Source organism: Chryseobacterium sp. UF-290, assembly GCF_058245615.1.
Map to the genome: position 1 here is coordinate 109,009 of NZ_JBSICB010000002.1, position 14,286 is coordinate 123,294.

A 14,286-nucleotide genomic window follows, 5' to 3' on the forward strand; every position below is an offset into this window, starting at 1 on the left:
CTTCAATTCAGCCATAACAATGTTTAATCCTACAAAAGATAAAAGCATCATTACAACAATGATGCTTCCTATTTTAAATATCTGCCCTACATTCTCCTACTATTCATACTTCGAAAAATCCACAGCAAATATACACCGGTTGACCTGGCTGCCATTCTGTGCTCCGGCATTGGGTTCATATTCCGTCAGGCTCCATAGATAGCCATATTGGGCTTCATAATAGAGGGATTCTGCTCCATACGGCCATCGGTAACGTACGGTATCATCGGCCCCATCGGTATATCGTGCCAGTCTGGCATTGGAACCGTAAGAATTACTTGGAGATCCGGTACAGGAAAGCCATGTCCTGTTCCCTTTCCGGAATACCCCCTGAATGCCATGAGCGTGATTATCGGCAAAAAGGCTATTCTTAGGAGTGACGCTAACAATCCCTGAATTTTGAATCATTCCATTGGCATCAACAGGAAAACCAAAGACTTTAGGCACAATGGAAGCATCGGCGCTGCCTGCATAGTATTGTCCGGTCCAGAGCTGAGTTCCTTCATCATTGACCTGTATGGTGGAGAAAGGATTGGCATTATTGATCTTTTGATACCCCGTCTGAGGCAATATATACCGGTAGTTGAAGGCAAATAAATTACCGTTGGCATCTTTACCGCATTTGTTATTGGTAGTCTCACCTGTACTCACTTCAATAATTTTATTCAGATCGAATATCCGGACGCCCAGATTTGTGCTGCTGAGATACACTTTCCCTTTAAAATAGGCAATCCCACCGGCATGTACTTTCAGTGGAGCATAAGAGCCATATTGGGTATAAGTCGTTGTATTAGCTGGAATATCAGGCTGCACCAGCAAAATATGCCGATACGTGAGATAAGTGCTTGAACTTGGGCTGATGTCAATCAGGGTAATACGGGACCCTTTATATTCGGCATCATCCTTCGCATACCAGCTCACCAACAGGTAGCGAACTCCATCTTTGGTAAATCCTGCAATGCCCTGTGGCCGCCAGATCGCTGTAGTTTCATCATCGGTGTTCCAACGGATTCCCCTTACCCTGTTTTCTTCCGGTATATTGAATCCGTAGACCTGGGTGTAAGCATTTCCGCCAATGGCTTGCCGGTTTTTATTAATCTGGGATGGATTTAAAAAACTAAAGCCTGAATTGATATAAGCACTGGTGTCTACATAAGGATTGACACTGACATCTGTAGCCGCTCTGCCGGCATTGAGTTGTGACGGAAGCTCTTCCTCCATTGAAACGGAAGCAATTTCACTATTCTGACATCCAATGCTTGCTACCGCAAGCATAAGCATCCATCCAAATATTGGTTTTTGAATCATGGTTTGTTTTTTTGGCGTGTAAAAAATCGCCTACGAAACTACCGGATTCCATTTTCATTTGGATAACCTCAGTATTAAATCTGCATTAAATTTTATGATTCCTCTACTGCCCAAAACACAGTGTTTAAAACATCATACTTTGGAGCTTATATTTGGATAAACTTACTCCCCAAACTTATACACCCAACGAAATAGTTTCTTTGCAAGGCTGGCGATCAATCCAACTTAAAAAAGAAATACACTACCGCTGCCCACTCTTTTCTAATTCCTTTAGCATAGCCAATAGTGCTGTGACTGCTGTTTTCTACAGTTCCATCATCTTTGATGTAGCCAATGGTGGAATGATTGCTGTTTTCTACGGTGCCGTCTTTTTTAACATAACCTACCGTAGAATGGCTTTTGTTTTCTATGGTACCGTCGCTTTTGATATAGCCGATGGTCGAGTGGCTTTTATTCTCGATCGTTCCATCAGACTTAATGTAACCGATTGTGGAATGACTGCTGTTTTCAATCGTTCCGTCAGGTTTGATGTAGCCCGTCGTACTGTGGCTTACCGATTCTATAGTTTGTGCCCTTACAACAGAAAGGGTAAACAGAAGGAAATAAATGAATAGTGATTTTCTCATGGTTTTCAATTTTTTATCCTATTGAAAAATGGTAAATGTAAAATAAGCATTAAAGTTTTAACTTACAAATACATAGGTAAAATCTTAGAATTTTAAAAACAGAAAGAGGCTGTCTCAAAAGTGTCATTCTGAATGAAATGCAATGTAATGAAGAATCTCAAACAGCTGACCATCAATAAGATTCTTCCTTCGTCAGAATGACAAAAGCCAAATTATTTGACTTTTGAGACAGCCTCCATATAACAATACCTCGGATTTCTTTACAACCTTTTACATCACTTCTGCCAATCCGCAGCCTCATCCACCACAGCAATGGCCTCAATTTCAATCAGCGCATCAGGGGAAAATAAAGATGACACTTCAAAAATCGTATCTGCCGGATAAGGGGCTGTAAAATATTGACCTCTCAATGCTACAATCTTTTCAAAATTTCCCATATCACGGAGCATGATGGTGACCTTAATAACGTTCTTCAGACTGGAGCCTCCTGCTTTCAGCACTTTCTCCAGATTTTCAAAAGATTTTTGGGCCTGGACATCAAAGTTACCTATCCCGGTGAGCTTCCCGTCATCGTCAATAGCCGTCTGTCCTGAAATAAACAATAAGTCGCCAACCCTGTGGCCCTGTGCCAGACGGAATGGTTCATAAGTATCCGGCGTAATTTTAATTTGTGAAATTTTCATTTTTTCTTTTTTTAAAATGTTGGAATTATTTTTCTGTGCGAATGTTTTCCCTGTAACAGCAAACAGCAAAAACAAAATAGCCGTTGCAGATAGTCTATTCACTCTAAATATTAGCTGTTTCATTACTTTCTATGTTTAGCTTGCTGATGATCTTCTGGGTATGGCGGATGGTAGCTTGCGGCCATAGCATATCACGATGAAAAGGAATGACCGGTAAATGGCTCTGTGTCTTCACCACCCAATGCGGGTCTGCCAGGGCAGCTTTTCCAATAGCAAGAAGGTCGGCATGATTCCCGTTTAAAGCTGTTTCAGCTTTGTCAATATCGTGAAAGCCTCCATTGGCTATTACGGGAATGCCCGTTGCTTTCCGGATAACCGATGCCAATGATACCCCTTCTTCATAAAAGCTATCCCGTTCCCACTCTCCCGTTTGCACTGCTACGTGCACAAAATCCGGTCGGTTAGCCTTTATTTCTTCAGCCAGTTCTTTGGCGGTTTCTATACCATTTGTCCAACGGTAGGTAAGATCATTTACCTTTCCTTCCGAAATCCTCAAGCCTACAATGAAATCAGGTGGTACGGAAGCTTTTATACCGGCAATAATTTCAGCAATCACACGGAAACGGTTTTGCATTGATCCTCCATATTGGTCGTTACGGCGGTTCAGCTCCGGTGTGAGAAACTGATCCAGCAGATACCCATTGGCACCGTGAATCTCGACACCGTCAAATCCTGCTTTGTAAGCATGTATGGCTCCGTTAATAAATCCCAGCTGCATTTTCCGGATATCTTCCAGAGTCATTTCTTTAGGCAGCGGAAAACCCCCTTCGCCACCATAGGAAGCCATCTTTACCCCTACAGGCTGTATAGCGGACGGGGCCAAAGTGTTTTCGCTGTATTGGGACAATGCACCACCATGCATCAATTGCGCAAAGATCAGGGAGGAAAATTGATGAACCGCCTGGGTGATCTTTTCCCAGGAGACAGCCTGCTGAGCGTTTGTAAGCGCGGGCTGGTTGTAGTAGCTTTTACTGCCGTAGATATCGGTGTAAATACCTTCGGTAATGATAACGCCAAACCCTCCTTCCGCAAAGGCGGAATAATAGTTCATCATTTCATCCGTAGCCAGGCCATCCGCTGTAGCACTGACCCGTGACATCGGAGCGACTGCCGTCCGGTTCATCAATTCTCTTTGCCAGATATTGGCTTTCTGAAAAATAGGATAATGTTTCATTTGCTTCTTAAATTGTATGAAGCAAAATTCCCAGTAATTAAATTCAAAAAAATTGACCTAGTTCAAGATGGATTATTTTTTTTTCTGATACGGCTGATAAACTCTGCGGACACTCCCAAATAGGAAGCGATCAGGTATTGAGGTACTTTTGAAACGATGTTCGGATACGTTTTTAAAAAATCATAATACCTGTATTCCGCATCATATATATTGCTGTAAATAATCCTTTTCTGTAAGGCTCCGAGATAGCTTTCCAGGATTAAACGAAAATACCTTTCCAACGAGGGGATTTCAGCCAGTAACTTTTGAAAGGAATGATAGCTGATCTGTAAAACCTTTGTATCCTCTATAGCCTGTATATTATAGATAGAAGGTTTCTGCCTGGTAAAGCTGTCCAGATCAGAAGCCCACCAATCATCAACAGCAAAAAATAAAATTTCCTCATTGCCGTTTTCAGCATTAATATAAAACGCTTTTAATGCTCCCGAAATCACATAACTGTCATAACGGCAAACCTCACCATTACGCAGAAGACTCTCTCCTTTTTTAAAGGTTTTCTCTTTCCAGAAACTCTCAAAAACAGAAATTTCTTTTGGGGTTAGCTGTATATGCCTGGAAATATTCTCCAATAAAGCATTTTTTTTCATAAATCATTTTAAATTTGATAATACAAACCTATCAATTGATATCTATTGTCTCATTCCTGTCTATTGCTGGGAGCTGGAAGTGGGAGGTTGGAAGTTCTTTTAGTTATAATTACTGACAGTTATTTTATACTATTAAATTAACTTAAAAAGATAAATGTTATTTATTGATGAGCTGCATAATTCAATAAATATAAGAACTCTAACTTAATATCTAAACCTAACAGGTTTTAAAAACCTGTTAGGTTTATTTAGTACAGATCCCTTATAAGCAGACGCAATAACCGCCAGCTTTATCAGTGACTTTATCGCTTCCTTTGTCTTCATTTAATGATACGGTGAAATCACTGGGCTTTGCATTTTATACTATTAAAACTGTTCAAACTTTTCCAATGAAAACCACAAAAGACACAAAAACTTTTATTTTAAACACTTAAGTTCACTTTAGTTAGTTGAAAATGATATGGTATAAAAGTTCACATAAGAAGAAAATCAAAGATTTTCATAAAACTTAAGTGTACTTATTGCGCACCAAGCTTGTGACTTAAAATAACTTACGTGTTTAATCTTTTGTGTCTTTTGTGGTTAAAAAATTTGAATTTGCATTATATACAGCTGAATAATTTATTTTTTAATAGTCTCAAAGTTTAAAAATATGTTCGGAAACCTATTGCCTCCATTTCAGCTTTCCTCCTTTATCAAATGTTTCAATAGAAGCATTGCCTAAGCTGTCCACCTTTAAAACAATTCTTGGAACCTCATTGGCATCTTTCAGAACCAGCGCCGCATTCCCGTTTTCTGTAACCAGGTTGATTCTGTTGATATTATGTCCCGGTTTTCCGGATAAATCTTTATCATTAATGGTGAAACCTGCTTTGAAATATTGATCATTCTTATTATCCTGGGCGAACATACCGATGGCATCGGCATTCTGATAATCAAACGCCAGTGCGTTGAAATTGGTTTTGTCCGTATCTGTTATGGCGAGTCCCCCTCTTTCATCCCCTTTTTTATCATAAAAAATAAGACCTGCAGGTGTTACAGCCCTTTGATAGGTTTTCCCGTTAACGATTGGCGGCGGAATATGATCCACGTTTGAAATAACAATCCTGTTGTTGCCTGTTTTATCTTTGATGTCAATCCTTTCCGCCTCCATCAGCTTATCTGGTCTGTTCATCAGCATGTAGGACACGATAGACAAAAGAATGATATTAAAAAGTAAAAGGGCCCCGAATAAAATTTTGAAAATTTTGGATGTTGTTTGCATAAGTAAAATATATTTTGGTATTAGATTTTGGAGGAAGGTTGATGAATAAGGTCCTCCTGGGTTAAGTTTTTAAGTTTTTGCGGATCAATAACCGAATCAATCCGGATAATTTGGTTTTCATATACATCGAAGATCTGGCAGGACTGTATCTGCCCGTCCTGAATATATACAGCGGCAGGCTGATGATTGATAACGGTAAAGGTAATACTGGAAAGGCTGTTATACGTCTGGTGTATATAAATCAATAACCGGCTTACCAGATTATTCCCCAGACATTCTTTAGCCACAACCTGAATAGAGGTTCCGCCATCAGCATAAAACTGAATATCTTCAGCCAGCAATAGCTTCACATCCTCAGCGTCTCCATTTTGAATGGCATCGATCAGCTTCCTTACCGGGTCAGAAACAGGTGACTGATGTTGCGTTTTCTCTTTATAGCCGATCTTTTTCAGCTTTTCTCTGGCCCTGCTCAGCATCTTTCTTGAATTTTCCGGGGTACAGGACAGCCATTCCCCAATTTCCTCGTGTGAATGGTCAAAGCCTTCCTTCAGAATAAACACGGCCCGTTCTTTAGCACTAAGATGCTCCATTCTGGCAAGAAGCGAGAAATTAAAAACATCCGGATGCCTGTAAGCTTGCTCCGTAGCCACAGGCTCAGGAAGCCACATATAGGTCCGGACCGTCTTGTCCTGCTTCCGCTTTAGCTGAATTGACTGATTAATAACACTCTTGATCAGGTAATTTTTAGGATGGCTGATAACATCAGCTGAAACCTTTGTATACCGGATCATCACATCCTGGATCACATCCTCAGCATCTTCCACCGTACCCAGAATATTATAGGCATACGGGAATAATATGTGCCTGTAATTTTCAATCATATTATTCATATTACATCAAATTGTTGATACCTCATTTTTAAGCCTTAAATAATTGCAAAAAGATAGCTAAAGGATTTAACATAATTACTGATCGCTGATAGAAATTATGTATTTCATCAATTCCGCCATGAGCAATGGATAGATTGATCTCTGTTTATATCCGCAAAATTCCCGGTCTTTATTTTTAATAAAAAGACCAGGAGTAATGATTTCATTTCAGTATCTTTTATTGATGATTCGGTTTCTTAACCGCAAGGGCATCAATTTCTACCAGCATCCCATCTATAGCAAGCTTAGGAACGGGAATTAATGTATTGATAGGGAAATTTTTGGCAGGCCAGACCTTATTGAACTCCTCTGTGATGATCTTCAATTTCTCTGCATCGTGGTCAACGACCAATGTGGTTAATTTAATAACACTATCCATGGTAAGAGCTTCAGTTGTAAGCGCCTCTTTGATATTTTTCAGAGAGAATGCTACCTGGCGTCTGAAGTCAGGGGTCAGCTTTCCTTCCGGATTCTCCTCACCACCCTGTCCGGCGATAAAAATAAACTGATGTCCTTCCGGAACGGTAACCATATGGGAAAATCCATACGGCACAGGATCGAAAAGAGAAGATGGATTTTTAAATTCTTGGGCTTGTATTGTCATTGTAAAAATAATTGTGATTAAAAAAAGTAAATGGTTCATAAGTTAATTTGGCGTTAGGAAGTTAAGATTAAAAGGCTGGAGGCTGGAAGAAGGAGGCTGGAAGTTACTTTTAGTTATCATTACAGACAGATCACTATACAATTAATAAACTGCCTTAAAAAAGATAAACGGTTATTACTGATAACCTTCATAACTTTCAGCTTCCTGCTTCAAAGCCATAAGCAATTTTTATTCAGTTCCGGTGTATGATCCCGGCACTGCCCCTACCGTTTTATTAATCCTGTTCCATGCATTGATCTGGGTAATGACTAAGGTAAGCATTACTATCTGCTCTTCCGAATAGTATTTTTTCAGACGGGCATAAAGCAGGTCGTCCACCTCTGTCTCACTGGTTAACGTCAGATTCTCTGCAAATTCCAGCGCCAGCTTCTCATGATCCTCAAAATACGGACATTCCTTATAGGCAATGAGCGTATGAAGCCTTAATTCAGATTCACCGAGAGCCAAAGCTTCCTGATGATGCATATCTAAACAATATCCGCATTTGTTCATTTGCGAAACCCGGTATTTAACCAGTTCGATCAGTTTCAGATCCAATCCTGATTTCTTTAAGTACAGCTCTGTTTTGATCAGGCCGTCTAACAATCCTTTGGGCATTTGATGCAGGTCAATCCGTGTGTTCATAAAAGTTGTTTTTATAATATAGATAAAGATTCAGGAAAAACGTGACACATTTTTATCATTTTTTTTCCTGCAAAAAAACAGCCCCGCTCAATTGGCAACAGATATTCCCTGTTCGTCGAAATTTTAAGCTGCTCCTGACACACTTCTCCTGGATTGATCCCAATTCTCGTATAAAAGCTGTTTAATCTTTTTAATGAAAACCACAAAAGATTAAACACTTAAGATTTTTTTTAAGTAACAAGCTTGGTGCACAATAAGTACACTTAAGCTTTATGAAAATCTTTGATTTTCTCCTTATGTGAACTTTTCATACAGTATTTTCAGTGAACTAAAGTCTCTGGAATAAAAGCTTTTGCGTCTAATAGCTAAGTAAAAAGGTTAAACAGATTCATAACCAATAAGTCCGGATAAAGCCCTTCTTTAACCGACCGTATCAACCCCTGTTTCTTTATAAGGAATAAATCATATTTATTTTTCAATCATTTATAAAATATTTATTTATATTTGGACTAATTATAAATAACACATGAAAATAATTTTTGAGCGTTTAAACTACAACAGGTTTATAGCCTTTTTCTTTTTATCTGCTTTTTCAAGCAACTATATTGATGCTCAAACTATTATAAATATAAAAAACGAATCAAAGGAAGCAATTCCGGGAGCTAAAATCACTGTTGAAGGAAATGGATCTATTTCTCAACAGACAACCGACAGGAACGGACAGGTAACTATTAACGAAAAACCAGGTAAATATATGGTTTCTATAGAAAATTCGTTATTCAGAAAAAAGGACTTTAAGATTCAGATCACCGAAGAAAGGGACACGTTAAACGTTACCCTTACCAAATCAGCGTATGAGCTTGAAGAGGTGATTGTAGAAGGACAAAAGCTCTCCACGTCACAAAAGATCCGTGAATCACTCTACACCCCTGAAGTAATTGATTTCAAAGAATTCCAGAGCACTTCAAAAACCGTTGTCGAAGCCCTGAACCTTGCCTCCGGATTGCGCATACAGCAACAGGGCGGCATGGGCAGTGACCTGAATGTCATTCTGAATGGCATAGATGGGAAAGACGTAAAGGTATTTATAGATGAAATTCCCGTATACCTGCTGGGCCGGGGACTTGAGCTTCAAAACCTTACCCCCAATATGATCGAACGTATCGAAACCTATAAAGGGCTGATCCCCGTACAATTCGGGTCGGATGCTTTAGGAGGAGTCATCAATATTGTCACCAGGAAAAATGAGAAGGATTTTCTGGGACTGGGATATATGTACGGTTCCTGGAACTCCCATGAAGCCACATTAAGCACCTTTGGGCATCCTTTCAAAAATAAAAAATTCTTTGCCGGCTTAGATGCTGTTTACCGGCATTCCGATAATGACTACTGGATGGACCATGTAGATGTGGTAGTTGACGATTTATACAATACAAAAAAAGGCCGGGCCAGGAGATTTAATGACGACTATGATTTTGCATTGACCAAAGTACAGATCGGGGCCAAAGACTTAAGCTGGGCCGATAATATAAAATTAATAGTTTCCTCTACCCATACCTATAAAGAATGGCAGCACGGCATTACAGCATTGAGACCCTGGGGAGAGCCGTTTTCCACGGAATATACCGGAGGTGCTGCCCTCAACTGGAAAAAATCGAGCTTACAGAAGAACAGATGGCAGGTTGATGTAACCGCCGGATACAATTTTGAACAGACGTATTTTGAAGACATTTCCTCACGCATCTATTTCTGGGACGGCAGCTTTGTCCAGGGACAGAATAAGGGGGAAAGCGGATTGTACAGCCAGGGGCGTACGCCCAAAATCAACCAGAATGTTCTGTATGCAAGAGAAAACGCATTTTTTAAAATAGGAGAACATTATAAGATCAACGTAAGCCTCCTCACTACCAAAAGGGAGCTGACAGGAGAAGACAAGGCCGGTACAGCTACTTACAAAGAAGATCCCTTCAAAACACCACAAACACTTTTCAATAACTTTTTCGGAACCTCTCTTGAATCCAGGCTTTTACAGGGCCGCTTAATTTCTAACACCTCTTTCAAGCATTACTACAATAAAGTAAAAGGCGTTAGCTTTAAGATCAACAATGAATTTGACAGGATAAATTCCTCCTCCTCTTCCGATATTGGCTTTGGTCAGGTATTCAAATGGATGGTAACTCCAAAAATATCAATCCTTCCGGGTTATGAATATACCGTTCGCCAGCCTGACAGCAAAGAGATTTTCGGGGACTGTATTACCATCAGCCCGAACCCCAACCTTAAATCAGCCAAAAGCCATAATATCAATGTAAAAGTACATTACAAATCATCAGACGGAAAAATTTTTACAGGGATCGGCGGATTTTACAGAGACACTAAGAACCGGATTCTTTTGACCTCTTTTTCCAATGCGCTTGCCGCTTACACCAATTTGTTACAAACATCCACAATTGGTGGCGAATGGTTCCTGGAATACAAATTAAACAATCAAATTGGCCTTAATCTCAACACAACCTACCTGGATACAAGGTTACGGGCAGTAGACGATTCAGGGATCTTTACTCCGGAATATATTGGCGCAAGAGTTCCCAATACACCATACCTGTTCAGCAATGCCCAGATTGCCTATACATTGAATCCCGGGAATAACCGGAACTACTACATCAGGTTTTTATATACCGGCTCCTACGTCCATGAATATTTCCTTACCTGGGCCATTAACGGGATAAAATCATCCAAAACAACGATTCCGTCTCAGTTTGTCAATGATATTTCAGTCTCAGTTCATTCTAAAAATGAAAGATGGAGTTTTGCCGTCGACTGTAAGAATCTGACCAACGCAAAGGTGTACGACAACTTCTCTGTTCAGAAACCGGGACGGAGCTTTTACGGAAAAATAACGTATTCATTTAACTAAGCAAATAACTAAACAAATTTTTTTAACTAAACAAAAATCAAAAAAAATCAAAAAAATGAAGAACAAATTAACTGCTTTAACGCTTATGCTGCTGGCATTTGTATCCTGTAACAATAAGGATGATGATATGACAGAACCGACTGCCGATAACGGATCAGCGAATTTTGCGTTAATTACCAGACCTCAGAATGCAGACGGAATGTCTTTCTCTGCTTACATGCAGAAAATTGAATCCCCGGATGTTACAGGAACCATCGATAATGCTAAAGCCCACGAAATCTCAGCTTCTCATTCAGGAGGTGTTTATGAATTTAAAAAAGCGATCTATGTGAATGATTATCAAAACAAATCAATCACAAGATGGACCTTATCAAATGGAAATACCGGAGAAAATAAAGGATCCATTTCAGTTCCTGAGCTGGGTTTTCAGGGAAATATCGCTTTCAAAGATGAAAACACAGCCTACATAGGAGGATCAGGAAAGATCGTGATCTTTAACCCTACCACCATGACCAAAACCGGAGTAATCGACTGGTCTTCCATGTCAAGAGCCGGTCAGGTAACCAACTTCCCTACTCCCGGAGCAACTATCCAGGCGGATGGTGTTACAGAGATTATCATTAACGGAAATTACATGTATGCCGCATTGTATTACATGCAGGACTTTAGCTCCTTTACCCCGGCCACGGCTACCTGCGATATATTGGTCATAGACCTTACCAAGGTAAACAACTCATCGAACAATAATTCTGGTGCGTTAGTGAAAATCATCACTGATACCAGAGGTTCCTTTACGGGTGCCTGGAATACCGGCGGCGGGGTGTACTATATGAATAAAACCGAAAACGGGGATATTTATGTATTGTGCCACAACGTATTTGGCGGGGCCAGAAATGTCATCGGTAAACCAGCATGTATGTTGAGAATCAAAAACGGATCTACGGAGTTCGATTCAAGCTACTATTTTGATTTAGAAGCCGCATCACAAGGAAATGGCAACCCGGTAACCAATTTTGAATACTATGGAAACGGTAAATTCCTTGCTACGGTACTTGATCCTTCAAAGCTTGATCCGGCCAATCCATACTCATTCAATACGGACGCTATTTTCCGTTGGTGGAGCTTTGACTTAAATACGAAAACAGCAGCGAAGCTGGATGATGACTACACCATTGGCGGAAAAGTCGCAAGATGTTATTTCTCAAATGGTTTTGCTTATGTTCCGTTTGCCAATAAAACAAGCAACTATATCAATAAGATCAACCTGAGCAATTCAAGCAAAACCAAAACGGTCACTACAACAGGAATGTCTCATATTCTGAAATTGAACTAAGATAAGAGAATGGGCTGAGCATCCGGAACCAACCCAGGTGTTCACCATTGCTTTCTGTCATTTTTAATTTTTTTGAATGAATAAATCAAATATTATGAGAAAAACCATGACCATATTACGATATGTTTTTGCTGTCATCCTTTTACTTTTCGGTGCCATAGGAACCTATGCCATGTTCACAGAAGGCTATAATCCGCAAAGCGAAGGTATCCTGTTATTTGGGAAAACCTTCCGCCAGTTGCATGATGCCATTATGATGAGCTATCTGGGACCTTTTGTCCGTTTAGCCCAATTATTTGCAGGAGCGCTTCTGCTAACGAAAAGATATTGGTGGATCGGCTTGCTGTTCTATCTACCTTTTGCAGTCAATATTTTTCTGATCCACATTGTTCATGATATGCCGCCTGCGCACCCCGGATTTTTTGCTTCCGGAATGATCGTGTCTATCATGAACTTTATTCTGGTATTCTATGAAAAAGACCGTCTGAAGCAACTGGTAGTGAATCCTAAAAGCAAGTAAACGATATGACCGCAAATCACAGAATGTACGAAGCTTTAATCGTAGGATCAGGATTTTCGGGGATTTCAATGGCAATAAGCTTAAAAAAGCGGGGAATACGATCTTTCCTGATGCTGGAAAAAGCAGAGGATATCGGAGGTACATGGAGGGATAATACCTATCCGGGTGCAGAATGCGACGTACCCTCTGCCCTGTACAGCTATTCCTTTGAACCTTTCCCCGGCTGGAAGAAAAAATGGTCGGACCAGCCACAGATCCTTGAATACCTCAGATTCAACGTAGAAAAGAATGGATTAAAAGAGCATATTCTTTGTGAAAAAGAATTTTCGTCCTCCCGGTTCATTGAAGAAGAGGGATACTGGGAAGTGAAAACCAGACAGGGCGACACCTATGCAGCCAGGTTTTTAATTATGGCGATAGGTCAGCTTCACCACCCGAAAATCCCTGACTTTAAAGGGAAAGAAACGTTCAAAGGATCTGCCTGGCATTCCGCAAGATGGAACCATGATATTGATCTGAACGGAAAACGGGTAGGCGTCATAGGCAACGCTGCCAGCGCCATCCAGTTTATTCCGAAAATCGTTCCGCAGGTGCAATCCCTGACGGTTTTTCAGCGGAGCGCAAAATGGATATTACCCAAGAAAAATGCGGAATACAGTGATAAGGACAGGCATTTGCATCAGAAATACCCGTCTAAACTCCGGTGGGCCCGCCATTCGAATAACACCTTCAACGGATTGTTTTACCATTTGATGGGACAAAACAAATTCTGGAAAAAGCTCTGGCAGAGTGTAAGCTTGAGCCACCTCAAAAAAACGGTCAAAGATCCGGAACTGTTGAAGAAGCTGACCCCGGATTACCCGATGGGAGCAGTCCGTGTGTTGTTGTCTGATGAATATTATCCTGCTTTGGTAAAAGACAATGTAGAAGTCAATGTGGAAGGCATCGCTCATTTTGTAGAAGAGGGCGTGATTACCTCCTCAGGAAACAAAGTTCCATTGGATGTGATCATCTATGCGACCGGCTTCGAGAGTCATCCGTTTCTGAAAGGACTGGATATCTGCGGACTGAATGGACAATCTATCAGCAACGCATGGGAGCAATCAACGGAAACTTACCTCGGAATGACCACGGCAGGCTTCCCGAATTTCTTTATGATGTTCGGCCCGAATACGAATCTGGCGCACAGCTCTGTCCTGCTCATGATAGAAAGCCAGGCACACTACATCGCTGAATGCATGGATCTTGTTTCAGGGAAGAATCTGAAATATATGGATGTAAAACCGGAAGTTCAGAAGACATTTACCCGTCAGGTCAACGAAAGAATGAAAAAAACCGCCTGGGTCCAGATAAAAGAAAGCTGGTACAAAGACGGAGATGTGATCATCAATAACTGGCCCGGCAAAGCCGGAGCATATCAAAAGCTGACAAAAGCGGTAGATGAATCTGCCTATACCTTTTGTCCGTAAAAATAACCACCAATAACAAATACAACTGA

The 14,286-nt window shown here is 40.5% G+C and carries 13 protein-coding genes; 4 read left to right on the top strand and 9 right to left on the bottom strand.

The window, feature by feature from the left end; all coding sequences use genetic code 11:
- Positions 1 to 99: 99 nt before the first annotated feature.
- The 9 genes from AC4IF5_RS02915 to AC4IF5_RS02955 form a co-directional block, all read right to left on the bottom strand.
- A complete protein-coding gene (locus tag AC4IF5_RS02915) occupies positions 100 to 1,347 on the bottom strand; it encodes a hypothetical protein (RefSeq protein WP_490731514.1) in 1,248 nt (415 codons plus the stop codon).
- 215 nt (positions 1,348 to 1,562) lie between these two features.
- The gene (locus AC4IF5_RS02920) at positions 1,563 to 1,973 is read right to left on the bottom strand and encodes a 5-fold beta-flower protein (RefSeq protein ID WP_490731515.1); all 411 of its coding nucleotides are present in this window, start codon (positions 1,971 to 1,973) and stop codon (positions 1,563 to 1,565) included.
- Positions 1,974 to 2,248: 275 nt separating this feature from the next.
- On the bottom strand, positions 2,249 to 2,656 hold the full coding sequence (locus AC4IF5_RS02925; RefSeq protein WP_354046148.1) for a RidA family protein: 408 nt from the start codon (positions 2,654 to 2,656) through the stop codon (positions 2,249 to 2,251).
- Positions 2,657 to 2,759: 103 nt separating this feature from the next.
- Complete coding sequence (locus AC4IF5_RS02930; protein ID WP_490731516.1) at positions 2,760 to 3,890, bottom strand: NADH:flavin oxidoreductase; 1,131 nt, start codon at positions 3,888 to 3,890, stop codon at positions 2,760 to 2,762.
- A gap of 62 nt (positions 3,891 to 3,952) precedes the next feature.
- Entirely contained in the window at positions 3,953 to 4,537 is a 585-nt protein-coding gene (locus AC4IF5_RS02935; RefSeq protein ID WP_490731517.1) for a Crp/Fnr family transcriptional regulator, read from the bottom strand.
- Positions 4,538 to 5,201: 664 nt separating this feature from the next.
- Complete coding sequence (locus AC4IF5_RS02940; protein ID WP_490731519.1) at positions 5,202 to 5,801, bottom strand: hypothetical protein; 600 nt, start codon at positions 5,799 to 5,801, stop codon at positions 5,202 to 5,204.
- Positions 5,802 to 5,821: 20 nt separating this feature from the next.
- Complete coding sequence (locus AC4IF5_RS02945; protein WP_490731521.1) at positions 5,822 to 6,691, bottom strand: sigma-70 family RNA polymerase sigma factor; 870 nt, start codon at positions 6,689 to 6,691, stop codon at positions 5,822 to 5,824.
- Between the two features lie 217 nt (positions 6,692 to 6,908).
- Complete coding sequence (locus AC4IF5_RS02950; RefSeq protein WP_490731523.1) at positions 6,909 to 7,334, bottom strand: RidA family protein; 426 nt, start codon at positions 7,332 to 7,334, stop codon at positions 6,909 to 6,911.
- Positions 7,335 to 7,562: 228 nt separating this feature from the next.
- Entirely contained in the window at positions 7,563 to 8,018 is a 456-nt protein-coding gene (locus AC4IF5_RS02955) for a carboxymuconolactone decarboxylase family protein (protein ID WP_490731525.1), read from the bottom strand.
- A 526-nt stretch (positions 8,019 to 8,544) separates the two neighbouring features.
- Between AC4IF5_RS02955 and AC4IF5_RS02960 the strand changes: the two genes are divergently transcribed.
- The 4 genes from AC4IF5_RS02960 to AC4IF5_RS02975 all read left to right on the top strand — a co-directional run bounded on the left by AC4IF5_RS02960 (position 8,545) and on the right by AC4IF5_RS02975 (position 14,257).
- On the top strand, positions 8,545 to 10,935 hold the full coding sequence (locus AC4IF5_RS02960) for a TonB-dependent receptor (protein WP_490731527.1): 2,391 nt from the start codon (positions 8,545 to 8,547) through the stop codon (positions 10,933 to 10,935).
- Positions 10,936 to 10,990: 55 nt separating this feature from the next.
- Positions 10,991 to 12,268, top strand: coding sequence for a DUF4374 domain-containing protein (locus AC4IF5_RS02965; RefSeq protein WP_490731529.1), 1,278 nt, complete (start codon positions 10,991 to 10,993; stop codon positions 12,266 to 12,268).
- 94 nt (positions 12,269 to 12,362) lie between these two features.
- Positions 12,363 to 12,788, top strand: coding sequence for a hypothetical protein (locus tag AC4IF5_RS02970; protein ID WP_490731531.1), 426 nt, complete (start codon positions 12,363 to 12,365; stop codon positions 12,786 to 12,788).
- A gap of 5 nt (positions 12,789 to 12,793) precedes the next feature.
- A complete protein-coding gene (locus AC4IF5_RS02975; protein ID WP_490731533.1) occupies positions 12,794 to 14,257 on the top strand; it encodes a flavin-containing monooxygenase in 1,464 nt (487 codons plus the stop codon).
- Positions 14,258 to 14,286 lie beyond the last annotated feature (29 nt).

Excerpts from the sequence above, each read along its gene's own strand:
- AC4IF5_RS02915 (WP_490731514.1), bottom strand. The coding sequence starts at position 1,347 with ATGATTCAAAAACCAATATTTGGATGGATGCTTATGCTTGCGGTAGCA.
- AC4IF5_RS02920 (WP_490731515.1), bottom strand. The coding sequence starts at position 1,973 with ATGAGAAAATCACTATTCATTTATTTCCTTCTGTTTACCCTTTCTGTT.
- AC4IF5_RS02925 (WP_354046148.1), bottom strand. The coding sequence starts at position 2,656 with ATGAAAATTTCACAAATTAAAATTACGCCGGATACTTATGAACCATTC.
- AC4IF5_RS02930 (WP_490731516.1), bottom strand. The coding sequence starts at position 3,890 with ATGAAACATTATCCTATTTTTCAGAAAGCCAATATCTGGCAAAGAGAA.
- AC4IF5_RS02935 (WP_490731517.1), bottom strand. The coding sequence starts at position 4,537 with ATGAAAAAAAATGCTTTATTGGAGAATATTTCCAGGCATATACAGCTA.
- AC4IF5_RS02940 (WP_490731519.1), bottom strand. The coding sequence starts at position 5,801 with ATGCAAACAACATCCAAAATTTTCAAAATTTTATTCGGGGCCCTTTTA.
- AC4IF5_RS02945 (WP_490731521.1), bottom strand. The coding sequence starts at position 6,691 with ATGAATAATATGATTGAAAATTACAGGCACATATTATTCCCGTATGCC.
- AC4IF5_RS02950 (WP_490731523.1), bottom strand. The coding sequence starts at position 7,334 with ATGACAATACAAGCCCAAGAATTTAAAAATCCATCTTCTCTTTTCGAT.
- AC4IF5_RS02955 (WP_490731525.1), bottom strand. The coding sequence starts at position 8,018 with ATGAACACACGGATTGACCTGCATCAAATGCCCAAAGGATTGTTAGAC.
- AC4IF5_RS02960 (WP_490731527.1), top strand. The coding sequence starts at position 8,545 with ATGAAAATAATTTTTGAGCGTTTAAACTACAACAGGTTTATAGCCTTT.
- AC4IF5_RS02965 (WP_490731529.1), top strand. The coding sequence starts at position 10,991 with ATGAAGAACAAATTAACTGCTTTAACGCTTATGCTGCTGGCATTTGTA.
- AC4IF5_RS02970 (WP_490731531.1), top strand. The coding sequence starts at position 12,363 with ATGAGAAAAACCATGACCATATTACGATATGTTTTTGCTGTCATCCTT.
- AC4IF5_RS02975 (WP_490731533.1), top strand. The coding sequence starts at position 12,794 with ATGACCGCAAATCACAGAATGTACGAAGCTTTAATCGTAGGATCAGGA.